We start from the raw sequence: 24,778 nt of genomic DNA, 5'->3' as shown, positions 1-24,778 counted from the left end.
ACTATTCGAAATGGTATAATTTTTACTCTATACCTGTCAAGACTTAAAAACTTTAAACTAAAAAAAGATGAAAAAGATTTTATTGACCGCAATGACTGTAGGAGCCGTGTTTTTTGGAAGTCAAAACATGAAAGCCCAGGAAACCGAAACAGAAACCGAGGTAACAGTACAAACAAGCCAGGATGAATACACTGAAGTAGATGTTGAGAATCTTCCGCAGGCAGTAAAAGATGCCATTGGTACTGATTATAAAGATGCAGTTACCGAAAAGGCCTGGGTAAAAACCAAAGATGAAGAAAAAATCTATAAGCTTAGCCTAAATGTGAATGGTGAGACCCAGGAGGTTTATATTGACCAGGATGGGAAATGGCTGGAAGATGATGATGACAGCCAGAAGTAATTTTTAGTCCCTTTAAAAAGAGAGACCAACTCGGGGACGGCAGATTAATGATGGAGGAAAATTTAATTTACCCCAGCGAACATGAATAAAGCGACCCATTTCAGATTCAACTGAAGACCAACAACTAACTAACACTAAGAGCGGTCGCTTTACTCATGACTACATCAAGAGCCGATTTGGGAAATCTGCCAAATGGAATTTAAGACAGATTCAATAAAATAATTTGTCAGAAAAAAGAAGAGAGGTGTTTTGCCTCTCTTTTTTTTATGTTTTCTTTTAAAACCAAATGCTTTAAAGATTGTTACCTTTGTTAAGATTAAATTTGAAATATGTCTAAAGTACTGGTTGTAGAAGACGATGTCGCCTTTGGCACCATGTTAAAAACATTCCTGGAAAAAAGAGATTATAAGGTAAATCTCGTGTATTCGGCTGAAGAGGCCTTTAAAAGCATTTCCTCTACTAATTTTGACCTGGTTCTTACCGATGTACGCCTGCCCGATTACGACGGACTCGAAATTCTTAAAAAAGTTAAAGAAAAAGATGCATCCACGGCAGTGATCATCATGACCAGTTATGCCGAAATAAGTATGGCCGTAAAAGCTATGAAAGAAGGAGCTTTTGATTATGTTTCAAAACCTTTCAGGCCTGAATCCATACTTCAAACTATTAAAAATGCTCTTTCTACCACTCAGGTAAAACCGGAAAAGACTGAAAAAACTAAAAAACCCGTTAAAAAAAGCAGTAGTTCTTCCGTAGAAAACCTGGACCTCATACAGGGTGTGAGTGAACCTTCGCGGCGCCTGAACGATTACGTTGAGCTGGTTGCCCCTACCAATATGTCGGTTTTGATCACTGGCGAGAGCGGAACCGGTAAAGAGCAGATCGCCAAAAGCATCCATCTTCAAAGTAAAAGGCATAATGCGCCGTTCATAGCTGTAGACTGCGGGGCAATTCCCAAAGAGATCGCTTCGAGCGAGTTTTTTGGGCATATTAAAGGTTCCTTTACGGGAGCAATTAACGATAAAACCGGGCATTTTGAAGCTGCCAATGGGGGAACGCTTTTTCTTGATGAAATTGGAAATCTCTCCTATGAGCTACAGGTGCAGTTGCTGCGAGCGCTTCAGGAAAGAAGGGTAAAACCCGTGGGCAGTAACACCGAAATTGAAGTAGATATCCGCGTGGTAACTGCTACTAATGAAGATCTGTCAAAAGCTGTTAAAGAAGGAGAATTCAGGGAAGATTTGTACCACCGGCTGAACGAGTTTTCAATAAAAGTTCCGGCGTTAAGGGAGCGCAGGGAAGATCTTATGCTCTTTGCTAACCACTTTCTTGAAGAGGCCAATGAAGATCTGGAGAAAAATGTTTTGGGTTTTACCGATGAAGCCATTCATGCTTTCAGAAATTATAACTGGCCAGGAAATTTAAGGGAGTTGAAGAATATGGTCAAAAGGGCGGTGCTTCTCACTAAAGACGATCTTATTCCGCTTAAGGTGTTGCCACATGAAATTGCCTCTTCCAGCCGTACTTCTGAAAATGATTACGGACTCTTCAAAAATAAAAATGAAGAACAGCTAATTTTAGATGCGCTTGAAAAAACCGGCGGCAATAAAAGTAAGGCGGCAAGAATGCTTTCTATCGACAGGAAAACCCTTTATAATAAACTGAAACAATACGGCATCAAACTGTAATTTCTGCTTCGAGGTCTTTCATAAGTGATCGCAGGCTTTCTTCCATACTTTCAAATTCACTTTTTCCCACTTCTTCATGGCTCTCAAGTTTCTGTAAAGTAGGGGTAATATGTATGGCGCTCATCTGTCTCAACATGGGTAGCATCCGATGCGCTATTTTTCCCAATTGCTCCTTATCTCCAGATTTCTGAGCTTCTTTCAGTTCGTCTATACCCTTTCCTGCACCTTCAAGGAAGGCCTGGATTATGGTTTGCATGGCAGATTTATCCTTTCCTGAAAACTCAAAGATTTCGCTGAGATCATAATTGGCGTCAGCTTTTTGGACTTTTCGGCTTTGTGGTTTTTCTGAAATTTCCTTAACCTCCAACCGAAGCAGTTCTGCCACCACCTTTTTCAGATCTTCAGGCTGATAAGGTTTGTGAAGGCTCCTGTCAAATCCGGCACTGGTATAGGTCTCAGCTTTTACTTCCTTACGTCCGGAAAGGGCGATCACTTTTAAATGATTTAATTTTTCGTCCTGCCGAATTTTTTCGATGAGGTTAAAGCCATCCATGACCGGCATTTGTATATCGGTCAACACAATATCGTATTGATTTTTTTGAAGTTTTCCCCAGGCCAGTTTACCGTTCACGGCAGTATCTGTTTTTAAGCCCATTCCTTTACAAATTTCGGAAGACAGCGATAGTTGTCCCGGTTCATCATCGACCACCAGAGCCTTTTTTCCCAAAGTTCCCTGAACCTGAATTTCTTTTCTTCCAGAAGGCTTGGGCTTGTTTTCTTCTTCCCTTTTTTCCGAAATTTTAACGGGAATGAAAATACTAAAGGTACTTCCCTCTCCCTGCCGACTTTCCACTTTTATTTCACCTTCCATCAATTCGGTAAGGCGTTTGGTAATCGCCAGGCCAAGGCCGGAACCGCCAAATCGTTTTTCAATACTGCTGTTTTCCTGAGAAAATTCCTCGAAAATGCTTTCCAGCTTTTCTTCTGAAATCCCAATACCGGAATCTTTTACCGAAATTCGCAGTATTTTGGTGTTCCCCGATTTCTTCTCCAGGCTGCTACTCACCACTATGCTTCCCTCATCAGTAAACTTCCAAGCATTTGATAAAAGGTTGGCAAGGATCTGCTTGATACGAAAGGGATCGCTTTTCACCTGCACATCTGTTTCGGCCGAAAGACTGGTTTCAATTTTTACATCTTTTTTCTTTTCGGCAGGAATTACATTTCCAATGGTATCTTCAATAAGTTTCTTCGGATTAAAAGGAAGTTCTTCCACCAGCATTTTCCCGGCTTCCAGTTTAGAAAGATCCAGAAGATCATTTACCAGCCGAAGGATAAATTCTGAAGATTTCTTGATTTGATGAATATAATGCGCCTGCCTTTCATTCACACCGGTTTTCAGCATGAGATCGGTATATCCCATCACGGTTGTCAGCGGGCTTCGAAGATCATGCGTGATCGCAGCCATAAATTGTTCCCGGCTAACAAGAAGGGATTCCGCAAATTGTTTGGCCTCTTCAAGCTGGGCTCGGTAACGCTGACTTTTAGTAATATCCCTTAAAATATTGACGATAAAAAACAGGATTATTATGCCAATGACAAGGCCGCCACCGATAATGATATCGGCAGTTTTCTGCAAAATATTCTGAAAATTCTCAGCCCTATCCATTGAATTCTGACGTTCCTTGATCTCCAGATCAGAAAGCAGGTTGCGCAACCGCTGATTAAGAATCATATCGTTGTTAAGCAGCTGAATTTCTTTTCGATTTACCTCATTCTGAAACTGCCGGTTGGCATACTCCAGTTCGGTTAAAACTTTTTTAACAGATTTTACAATGGAATCCAGGCGCTGGTTGGTGAGCTGCTCGGCATTGTCTTTTCTCGAATACTCCAGTAATTTAATAAGAACATCACGCTGGTATGGTTTTAAGTTTCGGAAGCGGTTTTTATAATTATAATCTGAAAAAGAAGCATCAATATTTTGCAATTCCCGGAGCGCTTTTGAATAGTAATTGGTGTTTCTTTCGGAACTGCGAAGACTGTCTAATTCCCGCAGGTTTTCACTTTTTTGGTCCAGCAGTTTAGTGATGCTGTCTACTTCATTTTCCAGCGCCAGATTTTGATATTCGGCCTTTAGTTTAAAAAGTTTTGATTTGATCGTATCGATCTGGTTCTTGTAACGGTCGAGCTCCTCCTCTTCCCCGGTTTGTATAAGACGGCGACTGATATTTTCTGACTGGTTCAGGTCTGTGGTGATCTCACTTACCAGAATAAGCTGCTTGTTATTTTCTGAATTCGACTGGGCAATTTCAGAATACTGCTTTACCTGGCTGTAAATGAACCAAACCGCCACCGCGGCCAAAATGGCCACGATAAGATAGCCGGCAATAACTTTAACGGTAATAGATCTTCTATGGGTTCCCATCTGCTCCATAAATGCTAAAATTAAGCCAATTCTGCTAAATGAACAGAATTCTATTGTATTTCTAAAAAAGCTTTTTACTTTTGCGCAGTAATCTCATAAGGGGTGCACCGCTGCTGGCGGGGCTGAGATCATACCCAATGAACCTGGGCGGGTAATGCTGCCAAGGGAATCGCGCAAAGCGCAACGTATGACTCCTGAAATTTCCAGAAAAGATCTGGCAATCTCAGGATTTTTTTTCAAATTTTTTTAATCATAAGAATAATCGCCCCTTTTATTCGTAAAAGTAATTACGAATGAAAAATGTATTATTTTTTGCAGGCCTGCTGTTTCTGTCCATACAGGCTTATGCTCAGGAATTCACCATCTCCGGAAAAGTGACAGAAGATGGAGTACCGGTAGAAGAAGTCTCGGTTTACCTAAAAAGTACCGGCGCAGGAACGCTCACCAATGCCGATGGTTTCTACAGCCTAACACTGGAAAAGGGAACTTACACCCTGATTTTTTCCTACGGAAATAAGAAGATCAGGAAGATCAGTTTAAATGAAGACATGGTTGTAAATGTTGATCTTTCGGGTGCCGAAGAAAGCCTGGAAGAGGTTTTTCTTTCTTCGGTTAGAGTAAATGCCGAATCGCCCATTACCTACAGCAACATGACCAATGAGGAGATCGAAGACCGAAATCTTGGTCAGGACATCCCCGTTTTGATGAATTATATGCCCAATGTCGTTACCACTACCGATGCCGGAGCGGGCGTTGGTTACACCAGTATACGGGTTCGGGGAAGTGATGCTACCCGGGTGAATGTGACCATCAATGGCATTCCCTATAATGACGCGGAAAGTCAGGGTGCTTTTTGGGTAGATCTACCCGATTTTGCCTCTTCTGTTCAAAACCTTCAGCTGCAGCGTGGAGTGGGAACTTCTACCAATGGTGCTGGTGCTTTTGGTGCAAGTTTGAATATTCTTACCGATTCCTATAAAGAAGAAGCACAGGCCGAAATTGCCAACAGCATCGGATCTTACAACACCTTCAAACACACATTGAAATTCAGTACCGGACTTCTTAACGATCACTGGGAAATAGCCGGAAGAGCCTCCAAAATAAGAAGTGATGGTTATATTGACCGCGCTGACAGCCATATGAAAGCGTATTTTCTTCAGGCTACTTATGTAGATTCTAATTCCCTAGTGAAGGCCATTGCATTTGGCGGTACCGAGAAAACGTACCAGGCATGGTACGGCATTGATGCAGAAACTTTGAAAAATGACCGTACTTTCAATCCTGCCGGAATGTACACCGATGAGAACGGGAATATACATTTCTACGATAATCAAACCGATAATTACAAACAGGATAATTACCAGCTTTTGTGGAATCAGGATTTTGGAAAACACTGGTCCTCCAATATCGCATTTCATTACACCTACGGCCGCGGTTACTATGAAGAATTTCATGAAGATGCCAGTTTGAACGACTACGGGCTCCCTTCTTTTATAGCTAACGGTGAAGAAGTTACCACTTCAGACCTTGTGGGCACCAAATGGCTGGACAATGACTTTTACGGAAGCGTTTTTAGCCTAAACTATAAATCTGACAATTGGGATATGACTTTTGGCGGCGGTTGGAATAATTATGAAGGGAATCACTTTGGTAACGTGATCTATACGAGATTTGCCCGAAACAACGACCCTTACGAGCCGTATTACGAAGGAACTGCAGATAAAACAGATTTCAATATTTACGGAAAAACCAATTTTGCCATCACCCAAAAGCTGGCCGGTTATGTAGATTTGCAGCTTAGAACGGTGCATTATCAAACAGATGGGATCCTTGATGAGGGAGTTCCATTTATCAATGATGATAATTTTAATTTTTTCAATCCAAAGGCGGGGCTTACTTATGAGCTGAACGAAGATAATCAGCTTTATCTTTCTTATGCCCGTGCCCATCGTGAACCTAACCGCTCAGATTATGAAAATGGGGATCCAGAGCCTGAAGAACTTAACGATTTTGAATTAGGCTGGAGATTAAGTAAATCTGATATCCAGGTTAACACCAATCTTTATTATATGGACTACCAGAACCAGCTGGTATTAACCGGCGGCATTGATGACGAAGGTGCTTTTATCAGGGAAAACAGTGGTAACAGTTACCGCTTGGGGCTGGAAATAGATGCGACGATCGGCATTTCGGATAAATTCAGCATTCAGCCGAATATATCTTTAAGTCGAAATAAAAATGTGGATTTTGTCTCCACTTTTAATGGAGAACTGGTGAATTACGGCAACACTGAAATTTCTTTTTCCCCGGAAATTGTGGCAGGAAACATCCTTAATTATCAGCCGGTTAATGGTCTGGAATTGAAGCTGCTTTCAAAATATGTAGGGGAGCAATATATGAGTAACATAGAAGCCGAAAATTCTAAACTGGACAGCTATTTTATAAACGATTTCAATGTCCAGTATACGCTGAAGAATCCGTGGATCTTTAAAAAGGTGGTTTTGACGGGATTGGTGAATAACATTTTTGGTGTGAAATATGTTTCCAACGGTTATTATTACACTTATAATGTGCCTAATGCAAATTTCCCCTCGGGGGTACAAACTTTTGATGGTGCGGGATATTATCCACAGGCGACCACGAATTTCCTGGCGGGCCTTACCCTGAAATTCTAGAATGTTAGTTTTATAGTTTAAAGGCTGTCTTTAAGAGATTTTAAAGACAGCCTTTTTTCAATTCCAGACTTCTACAATATTCCCTGATCTCTGCACGCGGTAGGGCTTCATGGTATATTTCCCCTCGCCTTCACTTAATTCACCGGTAATAATATTGTACTTGTTGGTATCACAACCGCAACTGGCTATCACGCCTTCTACGGTCATAGCCGAACAATCACTGGGCGGATGATTGGGATCGCTCAATTCAAAAGCGACCAATTGGTTCCCATTCAGGTTATAGACCACAATACCTTTTACTCCATAATTATAGGTTACAAAATGATTTCCGGGAAACTGAAGATTGTTATACTCCGGCAGACTAAGATCCAGCTGGAGCCTGAAATTCAGGTTGGGAAGGTTTGGATTTCCGCGGAAATTATCTTCTCCGGAACAGCCAGAAATAAGAATTATAAATAGTAATAAAATCGTTGTTTTCTTCATAAAAAGATTATTAGGTCCAAAATAATATAATTGTTCCGAATCATTAAATTTCTTACATTTGTTAGAAGAAATCCCGGTGAAAATGGGATTTTTTCTATTAATGATGCAATAGTTCATTCCCGGCACCTAAACTTAAAATAGAACCGGGCAATCCCTCACACACTTAGGGATTCGACATTATACAAGTCATTAGAAAGGTATTTTTTCGGCTTTCAGGGAAATATCCCTAAGGCCGGCAATTCCTAAAACGAGAATATTATGAGTAAAGTATCTTATTACACCCCGGAAGGGTTAAAAAAACTTAAAGATGAGCTGAATCATCTTAAAGATGTAGAGAGGCCACGCGCTTCTCAGGCTATAGCAGAAGCAAGGGACAAAGGCGATTTGAGTGAAAACGCTGAATATGATGCCGCAAAGGAAGCTCAGGGCCTGCTGGAAATGAAAATATCAAAAATGGAAGAACTTGTATCCAATGCGAGGCTTATTGACGAATCGCAACTGGATACCTCGAAGGTGCTGGTGCATTCTCATGTGAAGATAAAGAATACCACCAATGGTGCCGAGATGAAATATAAACTGGTAGCCCAAAGCGAAGCCGATCTTAAATCGGGTAAAATATCTGTAGATTCACCTATCGGAAAAGGCTTGCTGGGCAAAGAAGTAGGTGACATTGCTGAAATTGAAGTGCCTAATGGCACGGTCAAATTTGAAGTAATTGATATTTGGAGGGAATAATTCCCTTTCAAATAAGTTAAAATAAAATCCTTTTCTTTCTTCTAATCTTCGGAATTAAGAAAAGGATTTTTTAATTTTAAAGGAAACCAACCTAAGTGTATGTCAACAATTTTTACAAAAATCGTCCGTGGCGAAATTCCGTCTTATAAAGTTGCAGAAGACAGCCAGTTTTTGGCTTTTCTTGATGTTAATCCCAATGCTAAAGGCCATGTTCTTTGCATTCCGAAAAAGGAAATCGACAAAATATGGGATCTTGAAGAAGAACGGTACCGCGCCCTGATGCGTTTTGTAAGATGCGTGGCTACCGCACTGGAAAAAACTGTTCCCTGTAAAAGGGTGGGAATGGCCGTAGTGGGCCTGGAAGTACCCCACGTACATGTTCATTTAATTCCTCTCAATTCAATGAAAGACATGGATTTCTCTCATAAGGTAAAGATGGAAAAAGAAGAATTTGAACAACTGGCCAGTGATATTCAATCGAAAATGGACCTGTGAAAGATCTTTCTGATTTTAAATTAAGCCTGGAAATTCGCATAGACTGGAGTGATCTTGACATGTATCAGCATGTCAATAATGTGTCCTATATGCGGTATCTCCAAAGCGGAAGGGTGAATTTCTGGGAAGCTTCAGGTATTTACGAGCATTATAAAGATTCAAAAAAAGGCACCATGCTGGTTTCCACGCACTGCGATTTTAAAAAATCATTGTACTATCCGGGAAAAGCCATCATTAAAACCAGGCTGGACTTTATCGGAAACACCAGTTTTGGGCTCGAGCATGTGGTTTTAAATCAGACTGGAGAAATTTGTGCTGTTGGAAAAGACGTCGTGGTATGTTATGATTTTACAAAAGAGGAAACTTTCCCGGTTCCCGACTGGCTTAAGAAAATCATTAAAAAGTATTGACCTTTTTAAGGCTTACCTGGAAGGTTGTCCCTTTATTGATCTCACTTTTCGCCACTTTTATTTTTCCTTTGTGGTATTCTTCAACGATACGTTTTGCCAGTGAAAGACCCAAACCCCATCCTCTTTTTTTAGTGGTTTGCCCGGGTTCAAAAATTGAGCGGAACCTGTTCTTTTCAATTCCTTTTCCCGTATCGCTAATATAGATATGAGCCTGCTTAAGATCCTGTTTGATATCTATATGAAGTTCTCCTTTCCCCCTCATGGCATCAATGGCATTCTTTACAAGGTTCTCGATGGTCCAGCTGTAAAGCTGTTCGTTTAACATCACATAAATTGGCTGCCTTGGCGCATGCAGACTAAAATTAATAAGATTTGAGCTGCGGCTTTGCAGATAGTCAAAAGTCTCCCGCGTGGCCCTAACAATATCTGTTTTATGCAGGTTTGGAGAAGAACCAATTTTCGAAAACCGCTCGGTTATGGTCTTCAGCCGGTCGATATCTTTTTCCATTTCGGTGACGTAAGCCGGGTTTACTTCTTCAGCCTTTAAAATTTCAGTCCAGCCTATCAAAGAGCTAAGAGGCGTTCCAATTTGATGTGCCGTTTCTTTGGCCATTCCGGCCCAAAGTTTATTCTGTTCACTATTTTTTGTAGTGGTATAAAAAAAGTACACTACTCCTACGAAAAGAAATCCTATTAAAGTCAGCCCAATAGGATAATATTTCAGCTTGTTCAGGGCAGGGGAATTCCCGTAATATAGATACTGCACCTGTCCGTCGCCAAGATCAACTGTTATAGGTTCATTTTCATCTTTCAGGTCTTCCAGATATTCCTTAAGCCTTTCGGGATCATCAAGAATTGCCGGTGCTATATTTGTAGTATAAGCGATCTCCCCATGTTCATTGGTATGAATGATGGGAATAGTAGTATTATTATTGAGGATTTCAAGAACAAGGTCCAGATCGGCATCTTCGGGAGCCTGGCTCAATTCTTCCTGAGCTCGCGCCCAAATATTCATTTTCGCCCGTTCGTCCTCCTTCAGACTTTGAAAAAAGATACTCGTATTCCACAATACAAGCACTATTACAACGAGGCAGGAAATTATGATAAACCAGCGGTTAAAGCTGCGTTCGTCGGGTAGATTCATGAATTTATAGCTGCGTTTCTTCAATTAAAGATAAGCGTTTTTATATGATTTTTATTGTGAAGGATGCCGCTTTTCATTCCTTGCTCATTTCGTTATCTTTGCGCAAATTGATTCCTATGTTCAGTATAGAACCTAAAGATGTAAGTGTTGGCAAACTGCATCAATACCTGTTAGGTGCCGTAGGGCCGCGCCCCATAGCTTTTGCAAGTACCCTCGATGAAAACGGAAGGCCAAACCTTTCACCCTTTAGTTTTTTCAATGTTTTTGGATCTAATCCACCGGTGCTGATCTTTTCTCCCGCGCGAAGAGGAAGGGATAATACCACCAAACACACCTATGAAAACCTCAAGAGAACAGATGAAGTAGTGATCAATATTGTAAATTTTGATATGGTGCAACAAATGTCATTGTCGAGCACCGAGTACGATCAGGGCGTGAATGAATTTGAAAAAGCCGGCCTTACCATGCTCAAATCGGATATTGTGAAACCCTTTCGTGTAGCCGAATCTCCTGTGCAGTTTGAATGTAAGGTGCATGAAATAGTGGAAACGGGCGAGCAAGGTGGCGCAGGAAATCTTATTATTTGTCATGTTCTGAAAATGCATATTAAGGAAGAAATTCTCGACGAAAACGGTTATATTGATCAGCATAAAATAGATCAGGTAGCCAGAATGGGCGGCAACTGGTACACCCGAGCGAATATGGGGATGTTCGAGGTTCCAAAGCCTCTAAGTACCTTAGGAATTGGTGTTGATCAGATCCCTGGAAATATCAGAAAAAGCAAAACCTTAACAGGTAATGACCTGGGGAAACTTGGAAATGTGGAAGCACTTCCCATAAAGGAAGAAATTGAAGAATTTCTAAATGAGAACCGGGAAGACAAAGCCCTAATTGAAGAGGGAGATATTGAAAAAATTCATAAGAAGGCGCAGCAGTATCTTGAAAAAGATGAACCTGCAAAGGCCTGGAAATTATTATTAGCAAAATAAATAGAAGATGGAAGTACAAGGAAAAATTAAACTAATTGGCGATACAAAGGAATTCGGCAGCAGAGGATTTCAAAAACGGGAGCTTGTAATAACTACTGAAGAACAGTATCCACAGCACCTGCTTATTGAATTCGTTCAGGATAAATGTGCGCTGCTTGACAGCTATAAAGTTGGTCAGCCGGTAAAAATCGGAATTAATCTGAGAGGACGTGAATGGGTAAGCCCGCAGGGAGAAACAAAATATTTCAACTCGATCCAGGGCTGGAGAATTGAAAATCTTCAGGCACAGCAACCCGGTAGCGGACAAAACGTACCGCCACCTGATAATTTCGAACCTGCCAATGATTTAAATGAAGAAGATTATGACGATCTTCCTTTTTAGAAAAAATTTTAAATAATGGAAAGTCCGGTTTAATAAAAAGCCGGACTTTTTTAACAAAGAAAGAAGTTTGTATTTCTTAAGACCACAGGATGACTTTCCCCCCGTTGAGCTGGCAGGTGAAGATGGTCTTCTGGCTGTGAGCAGTAACTTAACGGTAAAAAGATTAAAAGAGGCCTATTATTCGGGAATCTTTCCGTGGTATAACCAGGGGCAGCCGGTACTTTGGTGGTCTCCAGATCCAAGAATGGTACTTTTCCCGGAGAAGTTGAAAATTTCAAAAAGCATGCGCCCTTATTTGAATCAAAATAAATTTCGGGTAACTTTTGATCAGGAGTTTGAAAGGGTAATTTCAGAATGTGGAAAAATAGACCGTAAAGGCCAGCATGGCACCTGGATCACTCCTGAAATAAAACAGGCTTACAGCAAATTATTCCTGGAAGGCCTTGTAAAATCGGTAGAAGTATGGGATGGTGAGAAGCTGGTAGGCGGCGTTTATGGCGTTTATCTGAAAAACAAAGGAGTTTTTTGCGGGGAAAGTATGTTTTCAAAAAAAAGCAATGCCTCAAAATTTGGATTTATAAAACTTGTTCAAAAACTGAAGAAGGAAGGCTTAAAACTTATTGATTGCCAAATCTATACATCACACCTTGAAAGTTTGGGAGCCGAAGAAATTCCCCGTTCAGAATTTTTAAAATATCTTCAATAATTCTAAGCCTCATTCATTTTCTTCCCCAATTCTTTAATTTTCTGATGTCTAAAGCAATCTACCTCGTGATCGTTCACCATTCCCGTAGCCTGCATGTGGGCATAGATGACGGTAGAGCCCACGAATTTAAAGCCTCTTTTCTTAAGATCTTTGCTTAATTTCTCGCTCAAATCTGTGGTGGCGGGGGCCTCTTTATAGTTATGCAGCTCATTTTGAACAGGAGAATGATCAACAAAACCCCAGATGTATCTACTAAAGGAACCGTATTCTTCCTGTACCTCCATAAATCTTGCTGCATTGGTAACCGTTGCGCGTATTTTCATCCCGTTGCGGATAATTCCTTTATCTTCCATTAAAGTTGAAATTTTAGTTTCATCATATTGCGCAATTTTCCGGTAGTCAAAATGATCAAAAGCGGTTCTAAAATTTTCACGTTTTCTCAGAATAGTGATCCAGCTAAGACCGGCCTGAAAAGTTTCAAGAGTCAAAAATTCAAAAAGTTTATCATCTTCCAGAACAGGAACTCCCCATTCTTCATCGTGGTAAGCTTCATAGAGCGGGTCTCCCACACACCAGCCGCATCTTTTAATTTCTCCCATCTTTTTATGATCTAAAATAATAAGTGATCGTTCCGGGTTGCGCATGCTGCCCGGCGAGTTTTGTAAATCTCGCGCCGGCAGCATATTCAAGGGCACGCTCGATCAGGCATTCATTACTTGATGTAGAACCGTTTTTATTGATAGAAAGATCGGTAACATACCCGTTCTCATCAACGCTGATATTTACCACAATTTTTCCGGCCGTATCACAGGTATAAACAGGATTGGGAATTTTAATGGCATTCCTTCCCTTCAATGAAAATGAAATGGAACTGTAATCATACGCGGCCGATTGCTGGCCTTTTTGTTCGCCAGATTTATCACCTTCGGAAGCATTTTGTTTTTTCTCCGCATTTTTTTTCCTGATAGAAAAGTCGCCTTCAGAAGTCCCCGACTTTTCATTTTCAAGTTCTTTCTGTTCGGCTGTATTTTTTTGAAAAATCTCATCCAGCCTTTTCTGAAAATCGGCCTCCCGATCTTCTTTATTTTCGTTAAAAGCCTGGTTTGTCTGGATTTTACTTTGCTGCGATGGTTTGACCTCCTCTTTGGGAGCCTCTTCTTCCTTCTCTTCCATTTTTAACTGATCCAGGCTGACCAGCATTTCTGAAGTTTTCCTGTTTTTATTAGAAAGGTTCAGATTGTAGAGGGCAAGGAACAAAACCGCGAACAGCAGGGATGTTATTATAAGCGCTTTATGCCTGTCGAAAAAATCCATATAAACAAAACTACTTCAGGGCCTAAGGTGATTGCCGTGAAGGTAATAATTTTTCAAAAGAAGCAATGTCCATTCCATTTTCTACTGAAAAATCACCAATTTTAGTCCGTCGCAATTCCGAAAGATGGGCGCCGCTTTCCAGAGCTTCTCCAAATTCATGCGCGAGACTACGAATATAAGTCCCCTTGCTGCATACCACGCGAAAATGGACTTCAGGAAAATCTTTTGTCTCTATTTCAAATTCTGAAATTTCAACCTCTCTTTTCGGAATATCCACTTCCTCTCCTTTCCTCGCGTATTCATAAAGCCTTTTCCCTTCCTTCTTTAATGCCGAAAAAACCGGGGGCTTTTGTTCAATTTTTCCTTTGAATTTCGCTGCCGTTTGCTGCAAAAGTTCTTCTGAAATATGCTCCACCGAAAAATGCTGATCAATTTCGGTTTCGAGGTCATAAGACGGGGTCGTGGAACCAACGGTAATCGTGCCGGTATATTCCTTTATCTGCCCTTGCAGTTCAGGGATTTTTTTTGTGAATTTTCCTGTACAGATAATAAGCAAACCTGTTGCCAGGGGATCAAGTGTTCCGGCATGGCCCACTTTGATCTTTTTAATTCTGAAGCTTCTTTTAATAAGCCATCGTACTTTATTAACAAGCTGAAATGACGTCCAGTTAAGAGGCTTATCGAAAAGTAGAATCTGCCCGTTTTTAAAATCTTCCAGCTCCATCGGTTAAACACTTAACGGATTTATAAAAAAATGATACGCGAAGATGAAAAGTCCGAACACAATGCGATAGTATCCAAAGATCTTAAACCCGTGTTCACTCAGGTAATCGATAAAAGTTTTGATGGCGAGCATTGCCACTAAAAAGCCAACCACATTTCCTATTATTAACAGATTCACCTGTTGTGAATCTAAAACAAATCCAGCCTCGTAGTAATCGTAACTTTTCTTTAGTGTTGCGCCCAGCATAGTAGGAACGGCGAGAAAAAAAGAAAATTCAGCTGCGGTGGTTCTAGAGAGTTTCTGCGTCATTCCTCCAACGATGGTGGCACCACTTCGAGAAACCCCGGGCACCATGGCAAGGCATTGAAAAAAACCAATTTTTAAGGCGGTTAAATAAGAAATTTCGTTTTCTGAAGATCCACTAAACCAATCGTCTACTTTTAAAAGAATGAATCCGCCGAGAATTAAAGTCGATGCTACTACCAGCGGACTTTCCAAAAGCTCATCTATAAAATCATTCAGTAAAAGGCCTAAAACCACGGCCGGTAAAAAGGCCACGAAAAGCTTGTAATAAAAATCCATACTCTGGAAAAACCGCTTCCAGTAAAGCACAATTACCGAAAGTATGGTTCCCAGTTGGATTACAATGGTAAAAAGTTTGGTAAAAGGATCATGAGCGATACCAAAAAAAGAAGAACCTATGATCAAATGGCCTGTGGAAGATACCGGAAGAAATTCTGTTAAACCTTCGATTATAGCGAGAACTACCGCTTCAATATAATTCATCTACTCCTCCTTCTTATTTGGATTCAATAGAATCGCATAGGCTTCAATTCCAAAACCAATAAGAACAAGAGCGGGAGCAAGCCTGATTCGTCTAAAGCTGTATATCGCATCACTGAATTCATTGGGATTATCGCTGCCACCGCCTGACATCAGGATAAAACCTATAGCTATAACGGCCAAGCCAATGAACATGAACATATAATTCCTTTTTCCAAATACGAAGCCGGTATTAAAACTTCCTTTTCCTTTATTTTCAGACATTTTTTTACTTTTTTCAGCTTACAGAATTAAGCTTTTTAATAATATAATTCATCGGTTTTCAAATTAAGAAAACGAGAGGTGGCAAAATAGGTGCTTAACCAGGCGATGATAAGGCCAGCGACAAAAACTCCCACGAAAAGAACCGTGAGCATTTTTACATCACTCAGTAAATTCAATTCGGTAAAGCTATTATTTAGATAGTAAAGTACTGCCGCCATTCCTATTAGAGCAACCGCCGCACCGATCATCCCCAATTTCATACTCTGCCAGATAAACGGTCTCCTGATGAAACCTTTGGTGGCTCCAACCATCTGCATGGTTTTAATGGTAAATCTTTTTGAATAAACCGAAAGCCTGATAGAGCTGTTGATCAACAGTACCGCTATGAAGGTAAATAATGAACTGGCGATCAAAATCCACAAACTGATCTTCTTCACATTCTCATTAAGCAAAGCGATAAGCGGTTTATCATACACCACCTCATCAACGAATTTTTTGGCAGTAAGATCAGAAGCAATTTTTTCAACCTGTTCCGAAGAAACAAAATCGGCATTCATATAAACATCTATCGAATTTTGGAGCGGATTATACCCCAGGAAATCCATAAAATCCTCTCCGATCTCTTCGCTGTGTTCTTTAGCAGCCTCTTCTTTAGACACGTAATTGGCAGATTTGGTATAGTCGGCCATGGCAAGGCTTTTCTTCAGTTGCTCCACCTCAACTTCCTTCGCATTATCTTTTAAGTATACGGTAAGAGCGATCTGTTCCTTGAAATGATCGGCTACTTTTTTGGTATTTAGTACCAAAAGTCCCAGCATTCCCAGTAAAAACAGCACCAGGGAGATACTTATCACTACGGAAAAATAAGAAGATATAAGTCGGCGTTTCTGATACCTTTCAAAAGATGTGGTCATAAAAGACTTCAGATTTTTTGTAAAAATAAGAAAGTTCAGCTTTCCCTTTCTTTAAAACGCTTAAAGTTTCAGAATTATTGATAAGAGCCAAAATTTTTTGCGCCGACAGGTTTCTATTTCAAAGTTTCCTCCCTTTTTTGAAAAACTGAAAAAGCTATATTTGTAAAAAAAGAGCTATGTCTTTAAAAAAGCTTCTAAAAGAGAAGGGCTACCACCGTATCGACCTTGAATTTACCAAAACAAGCCATCTTGAACTCGTTGCGAAAATCAATGATATTGAAGGGAATTTTATTCTGGATACCGGCGCTTCCAGTACCTGCGTGGGCCTTGAAGCTGTGGAACATTTCAAGCTACTGGCCGAAGACAGCGATGTAAAAGCAGCCGGCGCCGGCGCTACCGATATGCTTACTCAAATCGCGCAAAAGAACAGCATTGAGATCATGGGCTGGAAAAAAAAGAAGATAGACCTGGTTCTTTTCGATTTAAAGCATGTTAACCAGGCCCTTACCGATCACAAAGCCGAAAAGGTTCACGGCATCATTGGTGCCGATATCCTCAAAAAAGGGAAAGCCATCATCGACTATAAAAACAAGGCTTTATATCTCAAGTAGGGGAAATTTCCCCTTTTCTGACATCTGAAAATAGAATAAATTTGAAGAGCTTACCAATTAATTTATTCGATAATCAAAAACAGGATCTTACATATATTTTCAATTGTTTTTCTAAGCATCCTTATTATAGGAGTCCTGTTTTTGAATGCTATCCGTTTGTTAGTTTTGTTTTAATTTGTTAGAAAATAAAAAAGGTCCTGAATCGGGACCTTTTTTATTCTATTCATCGCCTGAAAACTATAGTTCCAGAGCTCTTTTAACATCGTTATCCATCAGTAATTCTTCAGGATTTTCCAGGGCTTCTTTAACGGCAACAAGGAAACCAACAGATTCCTTTCCGTCAATGATCCTGTGATCGTAAGAAAGCGCCACATACATAATAGGTCTGATCTCAACATGCCCATCAACAGCAACCGGTCTTTCCACAATATTATGCATTCCCAGAATAGCGCTTTGCGGCGGATTGATAATTGGCGTAGAAAGCATAGAACCAAAAACCCCACCGTTGGTAATGGTAAAAGTTCCCCCGGTCATTTCATCAACAGTGATCTCACCGTCACGGGCTCTTAAAGCCAGCCTTTTTACCTCAGATTCCACTCCGCGGAAACTCAGGTTCTCGGCATTTCTAATCACGGGAACGGTAAGACCTTTAGGTCCTGAAACCGCAATACTGATATCTTTATAATCGTGGCTGATCACATAATCACCATCGATCATGGAATTCACAGCCGGAAATTCATCCAGCGCACGTATTACCGCAAGCGTGAAGAAAGACATAAAACCGAGGCTAACCCCGTGTTTGTCTTTAAACTCTTCTTTATATTTTTTACGTAACGCGAAAATAGGAGACATATCCACCTCATTGAAGGTAGTTAGCATCGCAGTATCATTTTTGGCGCTTACCAGTCGTTCCGACAATTTGCGGCGGAACATTGACATTTTCTTACGCTCCTCCCCTCTTTTTCCCGGTCCCGGACTGCCCATAGAAGCCTTGGCCTGTACCGCATCTTCTTTAGTGACACGACCATCTTTGCCCGAACCTTTCACATCTTTAGCTGAAATTCCCTTCTCATCAAGTATTTTTCTGGCTGCAGGAGAAGGACTCCCTGTCGCATAATTTTTTTCGTCCTGTTTTTGATCAGGAGTACTCCCTTTGGAAGGCTTTTCGGTTTTAGAAGGCGCTTTATCGCTATCTTTTTTATCTTCCTTAGATTCCTGGCGTTCCTTTTCTTCTTCCTCGGCGGTTTCTTTTTTATCGGCTTTTTTAGACTCCTCAGCCTTTCCTCCTTCTGAAGGATTTTCGGCTTCGGTATCAATATGGCATACTACCTGCCCGACTTCCACCACATCTCCTTCTTCCGCTTTAAGGGTGATAATACCGCTGGCTTCTGCAGGAAGTTCAAGCGTGGCTTTATCGCTATCTATTTCGGCAATTGCCTGGTCTTTTTCTACGTAATCCCCGTCTTCTACCAGCCACTGTGCGATTTCTACTTCAGTGATGGACTCCCCGGGTGAAGGAACTTTCATTTCTAAGGCCATGATTCTTCTTTATTTTGGTTCCTGATGTTACAAATTTCAGGAAAATGGTTCTTAATTATTTTCTTCTTCGTCTAAATCTTTTTCAAAAACACTGGCAATTACACGTTCATGACGTTTTTTGAAACGTGCTGAACTACCTGCCGCGGGAGATCCGTAAAATTTACGGCTACAAACCCGGAATTGTCTCGCCTCCGGGAAATGCAGTAACATATGGCCGTAAGCTCCCATATTCCTGGGTTCTTCCTGTGCCCACACGATATCATCTGCATTCTTATATTTTTCAATAATCTCTTTCATTTTGGAGGTTGGCAACGGGAATAATTGTTCCACACGCACCAGGGCCACATCTTTGCGATCTTCTTCCTCTTTGCGTTTTAAAAGATCGTAATAAAATTTACCAGTACAAAAAACCAGGCTTTTCACCTCTTCTGCCTTCGCGTTCACATCATCGATGACAGGCTGAAAACTGCCATTGGCAAACTCCTCTTTGGTAGAGATCGCTTTTGGATGTCTCAGCAGACTTTTTGGCGTGAATATGATCAAAGGTTTCCTGAATTTCACCTTCATTTGCCGTCTTAGCAAATGGAAATGGTTAGCAGGCGTGGTAACATCAGCCACATACATATTATCTTTAGCGCAAAGCTGAAGGAATCTCTCCATTCTTCCTGAAGAATGTTCCGCGCCCTGCCCTTCATAGCCGTGTGGAAGAAACATCACCAAACCGTTCTGTAATTTCCATTTATCTTCAGCAGCTGAAATATACTGGTCAATCATGATCTGAGCACCATTCACAAAATCGCCAAACTGTGCTTCCCAGATCGCAAGTGTTGTAGGACTTGCCATGGCGTATCCATAATCAAATCCAACAACTCCATATTCTGAAAGCGGAGAATTATAAATAAAGAAATCTCCTTTTCTATCTTCAATATTATTATGAAGGATGATCTCCTCCTCACTATCTTCAACTTTTAACACGGCATGGCGGTGAGAAAACGTGCCTCGTTCACTGTCCTGACCGCTAAGACGCACATTGTAGCCTTCGGTCATCAGGGAGCCGTAAGCTAAATGTTCAGCCATTGACCAGTCCAGCTTATTATCTTCAAAATACATTTGTTTACGCAGGTCTATGATCTTCTTGATCTTGCGCATGAATTTTTTATCTGAAGGCAATTTTGAAACCGCTTCGGCAATTTTGTCCAGTTTCTTCATATCGAAAGTAGTATCTACCTCCTTCATCATTTCATCTTCCTGAACATTATTGAAGCCCTGCCATTCATCCTGCATAAATGGAGTAATGCGGGTGGTTTTCTCCTTACGGGAATCTTCAAGTTTTTCTTCGAGCGATGCTTTATAGGTTTCTTCGAGATTCTTCAGGTATTCATCATCAACTACTCCTTCATTTTTCAGTTTTTCGAAGTAAATATCCCTCGCGTTCTGATGTTTTGAAATAGCCTTGTATAGTTTTGGCTGTGTAAATCGAGGTTCATCACCTTCATTGTGACCATATTTTCTATAGCCAAGAAGATCGATAAAGACATCTCTTTTAAATTTCATGCGGAAATCTAAAGCGAAAAGAATCGCATGAACCACGGCCTCTGCGTCATCGGCATTCACGTGAAGCACCGGCGAAAGTGTTACTTTTCCAACATCGGTACAATAGGTTGAACTTCTCGCATCCAGGTAATTGGTGGTAAATCCAATTTGGTTATTTACCACTATATGAATAGTTCCGCCAGTTCTATAGCCTTCCAGCTGGGCCATTTGAATCACCTCGTAGACCACACCCTGTCCCGCTATCGCAGCATCCCCGTGAACAAGAATAGGCAGCACCTTTGAATCGTCACGCTCATAGCGGCGATCCTGTTTTGCCCGGGTGATCCCTTCAACTACAGAACCTACGGTTTCAAGATGCGAAGGGTTTGGGGCGATATTGATATTTATTTCTTTTCCGGTATCGGTTGTACGGCAGGAAGTCCAGCCCAGGTGATATTTTACGTCCCCGTCAAAAATATCCTGCTCGTAATCTTTTCCGTCGAATTCTGAGAAAATATCTTTGGCGCTTTTACCAAAAATATTGGTAAGTGTGTTCAGCCTTCCGCGGTGGGCCATACCCATCACGAAATCTTTCACACCAAATTCGGCAGCCTTTTCAATCAAAGCGTCCAGGGCAGGAATAAGGCTTTCTCCCCCTTCAAGGGAAAAACGCTTTTGCCCCACATATTTTGTGTGCAAAAATGCTTCAAAAGAAACAGCCTCATTCAGCTTTTTCAGAATTTGCTTTTTTCGTTCAGCGTCAAATTCGGGATGATTTTCATTGATATTGAGCTTGCTTTGGATCCACGCGATCTCCTCTGGTTTCCGAATATACATATACTCGATACCAATCGCATCGCAATAGACCTTTTTCAAATGCTCTATGATCCTCTCTAAAGTAGATGGGCCAATTCCAAGGATTTCCCCGGCATTGAAAGTAGTTTTCAGGTCTTCTTTCTCCAGACCGAAATTTTCTATGTCAAGGGTCGGAGTGTATTTTCTCCTTTCCCGCACCGGGTTCGTTTTTGTAAATAGATGTCCTCGTGTACGATATCCGTCAATCAGTCGAATCACCTGGAATTCCTTGATTACCTGGTCTGGAATTTCTCCTTCAGCAAATTCAATATTAGCTTCTTTGAGAACTTCTTCAGATAAACCATTCTCCATTCCAAAATCAAAACCTTGAAAAAAAGCCCTCCAGCTGGGCTCTACACTATCGGGATTTTGTAAATATTGATCGTAAAGTTCTGCGAAGTAAGCAGTATGCGCGGCATTTAGAAATGAAAATCTCTCCATAAATTGAAACAAATGTTTCTTCAGTTTTTAAAAGCAAAGCAAAAATACAATTTTTAAAAAAAACGACTTGCAGGTATTATGATAATTATCTATTGAATTATAGGTATTTTAACAAGCCTTTTGGAAGTGTTTTCACTAAAAAGAAGTGAAAAATTGCATTTTTTGGCTATACCTTCCTGTTCATAAGCATTTTTCCAAAGTCTCGGAGCGGTTCTTTTTTTTCTTCGGAAAGTGGCATGGAATCCAAAACCTCAAAGGCTTTCTGAGTATATTTTTCGATCTCGAGCCTGGTAAGTTCAGCGGCTCCGCTGCTTTCAAATAGCGATTTCACGCTTGCAATTTTTTCTGAATTATCCTGGGGCCTGATGGAATAAAGATGTCCGAGTTGTTCAGCTTCGACCCCTGCAGCTGTTTCAAGGGTCTTTAAATAAAGGAAAGTCTTTTTATTTTCAATAATATCGCCTCCAGATTGTTTTCCAAAAGTTTCTATATCGCCAAAAGCATCAAGATAATCATCCTGAAGCTGAAAGGCAATTCCCAAAAGTCTGCCGTACTGATATATTGATTTTTTGCATTCTTCTGTCGTTCCCGCAACGATGGCACCCATTTGAAGGGCCGCACCAACCAGGACCGCAGTTTTGTATTCTATCATTAGGAGATAATCATCAATACTTACGTTATCCCGCGTCTCAAAATCGATATCATACTGCTGCCCTTCACAGACCTGCATAGCCGTTTTAGTAAAAAGAGTGGTCAGCTCTTTAAAAGTTTCGCCCTCGTAACTTTCAAAAAGCTGGTACGCATTGATCAGCATGGCGTCTCCCGAGAGAATACCGGTGTTTAAATCCCATTTTTCGTGAACCGTCGCTTTCCCCCGGCGAATAGGAGCATCATCCATAATATCATCATGGATGAGGGAAAAATTATGGAATATTTCAACCGCCAGTGCCGCATCCAGGGCTTTTCGGTAAGTACAGCCGAATATTTCAGCCGACATCAATACCAGAACAGGCCTTAGTTTTTTACCGCCCTGGCCTAAAATATAAACCATGGGCTCGTAAAGATTCACCGGTTCTTTTACGAGGACTCTTTGCTTTAAATAATCTGTGACAGCCTGGCGATACTCGGTTATGGAAAGCATTTTCAGAAAAATTTTCCGCTAAAATACCAATAATGAATAGAATTAGAATTTTATGCTGGTGTTAAATAACAGTAAAACTTTGGAAACTATTTTTGTTTTTAAAGTTTCCTATGTTACTTTTGCGCCACAAATTTAAAGACGTGCGAGAAAAGATTTTGAATGCTGCTGCAGAAATGTTTCTGACTTATGGTTTTAAAAGCGTTACCATGGATGATATTGCCCATAAAATAGGGGTTTCCAAAAAGACGATCTATGCTAATTATTCCACAAAGACCAAACTGGTGCAGGCCACCGGGAATCACCTTTTAAATACTATTTCAAAAGGGATCGAAGATATACGAAACCAGGAATTAGATCCTGTGATCGAAAATTTTGAGATAAAGCGATTTGTTAATCAGCACCTGAAAGGAGAAAAAACCTCACCTCATTTCCAGCTGAAAAAATATTACCCCAAGATCTACGAAAACCTGCATAACAGCCAGTTTAAAGTTTTGCAGGATTGTGTGAGTGAAAACATCCGCCGGGGAATTGAATTGGGATATTACCGTAAAGACCTGAACCTGCAGTTTATCACCCGCATTCATTTTATAGGAATGCTCGGGATAAAAGACAAAGATATTTTTCCCATAGAAGAATATGATGAAGCGGCATTGATGAGTGAATTTCTTGAATATCATTTGCGCGCCATCTGCACCGAAAAAGGATTAAAAATTTTAGACGATTATATTCACAAAAATGAGAAATAGAACCTATTACTTATTATTCCTGTTGCTTCTGCTAAGCATCCCGGGATTTTCTCAGGAAAACAGCCTTAAAACCTATAGTTTTTCCCTGCAGGAAGCGATACAATTTGGTATTGAAAACAATTACCAGTCACAGATCGCTCAAAAAGATGTAGAGAAGGCCCTTCAGCAAAAATGGGAAATCATCTCCCAGGGACTTCCACAAATTACCGGTAGTGCAGATTACCAGAACTATTTAAAACAACCTGTCACCCTTCTCCCTGCCGAGATCACAGGTGGCGAACCTGGCACTTTTGTACCGGTTACTTTTGGAACCAAGCAAAGCATGAATGCAACCGCAACCTGGAATCAGCTCATCTTTGACGGTTCTTATATTGTTGGAATACAATCGGTGCAAACCCTTTTGCAAATTTCAAAGAATGCGAAGACAAAGACCGACCTGGAAGTCAAAAAAGCTGTAATCAACGCCTATGGAAATGTTCTTCTGGCCCAGGAAAGTGTGGATATTCTTCAAAAAAATGTGAAAAGTCTTCAGAAGACCTATAATGATACCAAGAAAATCTATGAAAACGGATTAACTGAACAGGAAGATGTGGAGCAGTTGGAAATAACCCTCCTAAACCTTAAAAATCAATTGAACCACAGCGAACGCATGCAACAAATAGCACATGAACTGCTAAATCTAAGCCTGGGAATCCCGGTTGAGAATAAAGTGATCCTGACCGATGATCTGGACCAGCTGGCCATGAGATATTTTGACCCGCAGCTGTTAAATGATTCTATCCCCGTTGAAGAGAACATTGATTACCGCATCGCAAAGAATTCTGCAGAATCGGCTGAAATCCAGATAAAACTTCAGAAGGCGAAATCACTTCCAACTTTAACAGGTTTTGTGAATTACGGCTACCAGGGTTATAGCAATGATTTTACATTTCTGAACAGTGACCAGAACTACTTCAACCAGTCTATTCTGGGAGTAAGCCTTAATATTCCAATTTTCAGCAGCGGGATGAGAAGCTCCAGGACAAAACAGCGGGAAATTGAATATAAACAATCTCTTTTGGAACTTCAACGCACCGAAAATGAAGTAAAAAGAAAGATACAATCGGCAAAAAGCGATTATGAATTCAGCCTGGAAAACTTTCAGAATGCCCAGAAAAATCTGGAGCTCGCGCAGCGAATTGAAAATAAGAATCAAATCAAGTTTTTCGAAGGAATTTCCAGCAGCTTCGAATTAAGTGAAGCCCAACGTCAATTATATTCAGCTCAGCAAAATTATTTGCAATCTATGCTGGATGTAATCACAGCGAGGGTTGAGCTTGAAAATTTACTTGATACCAGAACTTACGACAATGAAAACTAATCTCCCTTACCTAATAGTACA

24 protein-coding genes are annotated in these 24,778 nt (G+C 40.7%); 12 read left to right on the top strand and 12 right to left on the bottom strand.

The window, feature by feature from the left end:
* Positions 1 to 67 precede the first annotated feature (67 nt).
* Together C7S20_RS07045 and C7S20_RS07040 are read left to right on the top strand one after the other, a co-directional pair.
* Positions 68 to 400: a hypothetical protein gene (locus tag C7S20_RS07045; RefSeq protein WP_107011823.1), complete on the top strand. Its 333-nt coding sequence runs from the start codon at positions 68 to 70 to the stop codon at positions 398 to 400.
* 329 nt (positions 401 to 729) lie between these two features.
* Positions 730 to 2,088, top strand: coding sequence for a sigma-54-dependent transcriptional regulator (locus C7S20_RS07040; RefSeq protein WP_107011822.1), 1,359 nt, complete (start codon positions 730 to 732; stop codon positions 2,086 to 2,088).
* On the opposite strand, the gene C7S20_RS07035 is transcribed toward C7S20_RS07040, so the two are convergent.
* Entirely contained in the window at positions 2,078 to 4,522 is a 2,445-nt protein-coding gene (locus C7S20_RS07035) for a hybrid sensor histidine kinase/response regulator (protein ID WP_227009117.1), read from the bottom strand. The genes C7S20_RS07040 and C7S20_RS07035 overlap by 11 nt on opposite strands.
* A 284-nt stretch (positions 4,523 to 4,806) precedes the next feature.
* On the opposite strand from C7S20_RS07035, the gene C7S20_RS07030 reads away from it, so the two are divergent.
* A complete protein-coding gene (locus C7S20_RS07030) occupies positions 4,807 to 7,188 on the top strand; it encodes a TonB-dependent receptor (protein WP_107011821.1) in 2,382 nt (793 codons plus the stop codon).
* 57 nt (positions 7,189 to 7,245) lie between these two features.
* On the opposite strand, the gene C7S20_RS07025 is transcribed toward C7S20_RS07030, so the two are convergent.
* Positions 7,246 to 7,671, bottom strand: a complete 426-nt coding sequence (locus tag C7S20_RS07025) for a Rieske (2Fe-2S) protein (RefSeq protein WP_107014128.1) — start codon at positions 7,669 to 7,671, stop codon at positions 7,246 to 7,248.
* A gap of 258 nt (positions 7,672 to 7,929) precedes the next feature.
* Here C7S20_RS07025 and greA point away from each other — a divergent pair, with 258 nt between their 5' ends.
* From greA to C7S20_RS07010, 3 genes are all read left to right on the top strand, one after another.
* Positions 7,930 to 8,406, top strand: coding sequence for a transcription elongation factor GreA (gene greA / locus C7S20_RS07020; RefSeq protein WP_107011820.1), 477 nt, complete (start codon positions 7,930 to 7,932; stop codon positions 8,404 to 8,406).
* 99 nt (positions 8,407 to 8,505) lie between these two features.
* Positions 8,506 to 8,901 (top strand): HIT family protein, encoded by a 396-nt coding sequence (locus tag C7S20_RS07015; RefSeq protein ID WP_107011819.1) that lies wholly within the window; start codon positions 8,506 to 8,508, stop codon positions 8,899 to 8,901.
* Complete coding sequence (locus C7S20_RS07010) at positions 8,898 to 9,311, top strand: acyl-CoA thioesterase (RefSeq protein WP_107011818.1); 414 nt, start codon at positions 8,898 to 8,900, stop codon at positions 9,309 to 9,311. The genes C7S20_RS07015 and C7S20_RS07010 overlap by 4 nt, the downstream gene beginning before the upstream one ends.
* On the opposite strand, the gene C7S20_RS07005 is transcribed toward C7S20_RS07010, so the two are convergent.
* Positions 9,298 to 10,455 carry a sensor histidine kinase gene (locus C7S20_RS07005; RefSeq protein WP_107011817.1) on the bottom strand — a complete coding sequence of 386 codons (1,158 nt, stop codon included), beginning with the start codon at positions 10,453 to 10,455 and terminating at the stop codon, positions 9,298 to 9,300. The genes C7S20_RS07010 and C7S20_RS07005 overlap by 14 nt on opposite strands.
* Before the next feature lie 116 nt (positions 10,456 to 10,571).
* On the opposite strand from C7S20_RS07005, the gene C7S20_RS07000 reads away from it, so the two are divergent.
* The 3 genes from C7S20_RS07000 to aat all read left to right on the top strand — a co-directional run bounded on the left by C7S20_RS07000 (position 10,572) and on the right by aat (position 12,532).
* Positions 10,572 to 11,444 carry a flavin reductase family protein gene (locus C7S20_RS07000; RefSeq protein WP_107014127.1) on the top strand — a complete coding sequence of 291 codons (873 nt, stop codon included), beginning with the start codon at positions 10,572 to 10,574 and terminating at the stop codon, positions 11,442 to 11,444.
* 7 nt (positions 11,445 to 11,451) lie between these two features.
* Complete coding sequence (locus C7S20_RS06995; RefSeq protein ID WP_107011816.1) at positions 11,452 to 11,826, top strand: DUF3127 domain-containing protein; 375 nt, start codon at positions 11,452 to 11,454, stop codon at positions 11,824 to 11,826.
* Between the two features lie 67 nt (positions 11,827 to 11,893).
* Positions 11,894 to 12,532 carry a leucyl/phenylalanyl-tRNA--protein transferase gene (aat, locus tag C7S20_RS06990; protein ID WP_107011815.1) on the top strand — a complete coding sequence of 213 codons (639 nt, stop codon included), beginning with the start codon at positions 11,894 to 11,896 and terminating at the stop codon, positions 12,530 to 12,532.
* 2 nt (positions 12,533 to 12,534) lie between these two features.
* Here the strand turns inward: aat and C7S20_RS06985 are convergent, their stop codons facing one another.
* Genes C7S20_RS06985 through C7S20_RS06960 form a run of 6 tightly spaced genes read right to left on the bottom strand, consistent with a single transcriptional unit; the run spans position 12,535 to position 16,531 of the window.
* Entirely contained in the window at positions 12,535 to 13,131 is a 597-nt protein-coding gene (locus tag C7S20_RS06985; protein WP_107011814.1) for a DNA-3-methyladenine glycosylase I, read from the bottom strand.
* Between the two features lie 4 nt (positions 13,132 to 13,135).
* Complete coding sequence (locus C7S20_RS06980) at positions 13,136 to 13,846, bottom strand: energy transducer TonB (protein WP_107011813.1); 711 nt, start codon at positions 13,844 to 13,846, stop codon at positions 13,136 to 13,138.
* A gap of 22 nt (positions 13,847 to 13,868) precedes the next feature.
* A complete protein-coding gene (truB, locus tag C7S20_RS06975; protein ID WP_107011812.1) occupies positions 13,869 to 14,570 on the bottom strand; it encodes a tRNA pseudouridine(55) synthase TruB in 702 nt (233 codons plus the stop codon).
* Between the two features lie 3 nt (positions 14,571 to 14,573).
* On the bottom strand, positions 14,574 to 15,356 hold the full coding sequence (locus C7S20_RS06970) for an undecaprenyl-diphosphate phosphatase (RefSeq protein WP_107011811.1): 783 nt from the start codon (positions 15,354 to 15,356) through the stop codon (positions 14,574 to 14,576).
* Positions 15,357 to 15,617, bottom strand: coding sequence for a DUF3098 domain-containing protein (locus C7S20_RS06965; RefSeq protein ID WP_107011810.1), 261 nt, complete (start codon positions 15,615 to 15,617; stop codon positions 15,357 to 15,359).
* A gap of 35 nt (positions 15,618 to 15,652) precedes the next feature.
* Positions 15,653 to 16,531: a cell division protein FtsX gene (locus C7S20_RS06960; RefSeq protein ID WP_107011809.1), complete on the bottom strand. Its 879-nt coding sequence runs from the start codon at positions 16,529 to 16,531 to the stop codon at positions 15,653 to 15,655.
* A gap of 176 nt (positions 16,532 to 16,707) precedes the next feature.
* Here C7S20_RS06960 and C7S20_RS06955 point away from each other — a divergent pair, with 176 nt between their 5' ends.
* Positions 16,708 to 17,142, top strand: a complete 435-nt coding sequence (locus C7S20_RS06955; RefSeq protein ID WP_107011808.1) for a retropepsin-like aspartic protease — start codon at positions 16,708 to 16,710, stop codon at positions 17,140 to 17,142.
* Between the two features lie 237 nt (positions 17,143 to 17,379).
* Here the strand turns inward: C7S20_RS06955 and odhB are convergent, their stop codons facing one another.
* The 3 genes from odhB to C7S20_RS06940 all read right to left on the bottom strand — a co-directional run bounded on the left by odhB (position 17,380) and on the right by C7S20_RS06940 (position 22,651).
* Complete coding sequence (gene odhB, locus C7S20_RS06950) at positions 17,380 to 18,681, bottom strand: 2-oxoglutarate dehydrogenase complex dihydrolipoyllysine-residue succinyltransferase (protein WP_107011807.1); 1,302 nt, start codon at positions 18,679 to 18,681, stop codon at positions 17,380 to 17,382.
* Positions 18,682 to 18,732: 51 nt separating this feature from the next.
* The gene (locus tag C7S20_RS06945; protein ID WP_107011806.1) at positions 18,733 to 21,510 is read right to left on the bottom strand and encodes a 2-oxoglutarate dehydrogenase E1 component; all 2,778 of its coding nucleotides are present in this window, start codon (positions 21,508 to 21,510) and stop codon (positions 18,733 to 18,735) included.
* Positions 21,511 to 21,676: 166 nt separating this feature from the next.
* Positions 21,677 to 22,651, bottom strand: a complete 975-nt coding sequence (locus C7S20_RS06940; protein WP_107011805.1) for a polyprenyl synthetase family protein — start codon at positions 22,649 to 22,651, stop codon at positions 21,677 to 21,679.
* Between the two features lie 140 nt (positions 22,652 to 22,791).
* Between C7S20_RS06940 and C7S20_RS06935 the strand changes: the two genes are divergently transcribed.
* Together C7S20_RS06935 and C7S20_RS06930 are read left to right on the top strand one after the other, a co-directional pair.
* Positions 22,792 to 23,397 carry a TetR/AcrR family transcriptional regulator gene (locus tag C7S20_RS06935; protein WP_107014126.1) on the top strand — a complete coding sequence of 202 codons (606 nt, stop codon included), beginning with the start codon at positions 22,792 to 22,794 and terminating at the stop codon, positions 23,395 to 23,397.
* Entirely contained in the window at positions 23,387 to 24,757 is a 1,371-nt protein-coding gene (locus tag C7S20_RS06930) for a TolC family protein (RefSeq protein ID WP_107011804.1), read from the top strand. Before C7S20_RS06935 ends, C7S20_RS06930 begins: the two co-directional genes overlap by 11 nt.
* Positions 24,758 to 24,778 lie beyond the last annotated feature (21 nt).

Source organism: Christiangramia fulva, from assembly GCF_003024155.1.
Taxonomy (GTDB): domain Bacteria; phylum Bacteroidota; class Bacteroidia; order Flavobacteriales; family Flavobacteriaceae; genus Christiangramia; species Christiangramia fulva.
Note: the sequence above shows the minus strand (reverse complement) of the source record. Positions and strands in the feature narration are given on the sequence as shown.

Excerpts from the sequence above, each read along its gene's own strand:
- C7S20_RS07045 (WP_107011823.1), top strand. The coding sequence starts at position 68 with ATGAAAAAGATTTTATTGACCGCAATGACTGTAGGAGCCGTGTTTTTT.
- C7S20_RS07040 (WP_107011822.1), top strand. The coding sequence starts at position 730 with ATGTCTAAAGTACTGGTTGTAGAAGACGATGTCGCCTTTGGCACCATG.
- C7S20_RS07035 (WP_227009117.1), bottom strand. The coding sequence starts at position 4,522 with ATGGAGCAGATGGGAACCCATAGAAGATCTATTACCGTTAAAGTTATT.
- C7S20_RS07030 (WP_107011821.1), top strand. The coding sequence starts at position 4,807 with ATGAAAAATGTATTATTTTTTGCAGGCCTGCTGTTTCTGTCCATACAG.
- C7S20_RS07025 (WP_107014128.1), bottom strand. The coding sequence starts at position 7,671 with ATGAAGAAAACAACGATTTTATTACTATTTATAATTCTTATTTCTGGC.
- greA (WP_107011820.1), top strand. The coding sequence starts at position 7,930 with ATGAGTAAAGTATCTTATTACACCCCGGAAGGGTTAAAAAAACTTAAA.
- C7S20_RS07015 (WP_107011819.1), top strand. The coding sequence starts at position 8,506 with ATGTCAACAATTTTTACAAAAATCGTCCGTGGCGAAATTCCGTCTTAT.
- C7S20_RS07005 (WP_107011817.1), bottom strand. The coding sequence starts at position 10,455 with ATGAATCTACCCGACGAACGCAGCTTTAACCGCTGGTTTATCATAATT.
- C7S20_RS07000 (WP_107014127.1), top strand. The coding sequence starts at position 10,572 with ATGTTCAGTATAGAACCTAAAGATGTAAGTGTTGGCAAACTGCATCAA.
- C7S20_RS06995 (WP_107011816.1), top strand. The coding sequence starts at position 11,452 with ATGGAAGTACAAGGAAAAATTAAACTAATTGGCGATACAAAGGAATTC.
- C7S20_RS06985 (WP_107011814.1), bottom strand. The coding sequence starts at position 13,131 with ATGGGAGAAATTAAAAGATGCGGCTGGTGTGTGGGAGACCCGCTCTAT.
- C7S20_RS06980 (WP_107011813.1), bottom strand. The coding sequence starts at position 13,846 with ATGGATTTTTTCGACAGGCATAAAGCGCTTATAATAACATCCCTGCTG.
- truB (WP_107011812.1), bottom strand. The coding sequence starts at position 14,570 with ATGGAGCTGGAAGATTTTAAAAACGGGCAGATTCTACTTTTCGATAAG.
- C7S20_RS06970 (WP_107011811.1), bottom strand. The coding sequence starts at position 15,356 with ATGAATTATATTGAAGCGGTAGTTCTCGCTATAATCGAAGGTTTAACA.
- C7S20_RS06965 (WP_107011810.1), bottom strand. The coding sequence starts at position 15,617 with ATGTCTGAAAATAAAGGAAAAGGAAGTTTTAATACCGGCTTCGTATTT.
- C7S20_RS06960 (WP_107011809.1), bottom strand. The coding sequence starts at position 16,531 with ATGACCACATCTTTTGAAAGGTATCAGAAACGCCGACTTATATCTTCT.
- C7S20_RS06955 (WP_107011808.1), top strand. The coding sequence starts at position 16,708 with ATGTCTTTAAAAAAGCTTCTAAAAGAGAAGGGCTACCACCGTATCGAC.
- odhB (WP_107011807.1), bottom strand. The coding sequence starts at position 18,681 with ATGGCCTTAGAAATGAAAGTTCCTTCACCCGGGGAGTCCATCACTGAA.
- C7S20_RS06945 (WP_107011806.1), bottom strand. The coding sequence starts at position 21,510 with ATGGAGAGATTTTCATTTCTAAATGCCGCGCATACTGCTTACTTCGCA.
- C7S20_RS06940 (WP_107011805.1), bottom strand. The coding sequence starts at position 22,651 with ATGCTTTCCATAACCGAGTATCGCCAGGCTGTCACAGATTATTTAAAG.
- C7S20_RS06930 (WP_107011804.1), top strand. The coding sequence starts at position 23,387 with ATGAGAAATAGAACCTATTACTTATTATTCCTGTTGCTTCTGCTAAGC.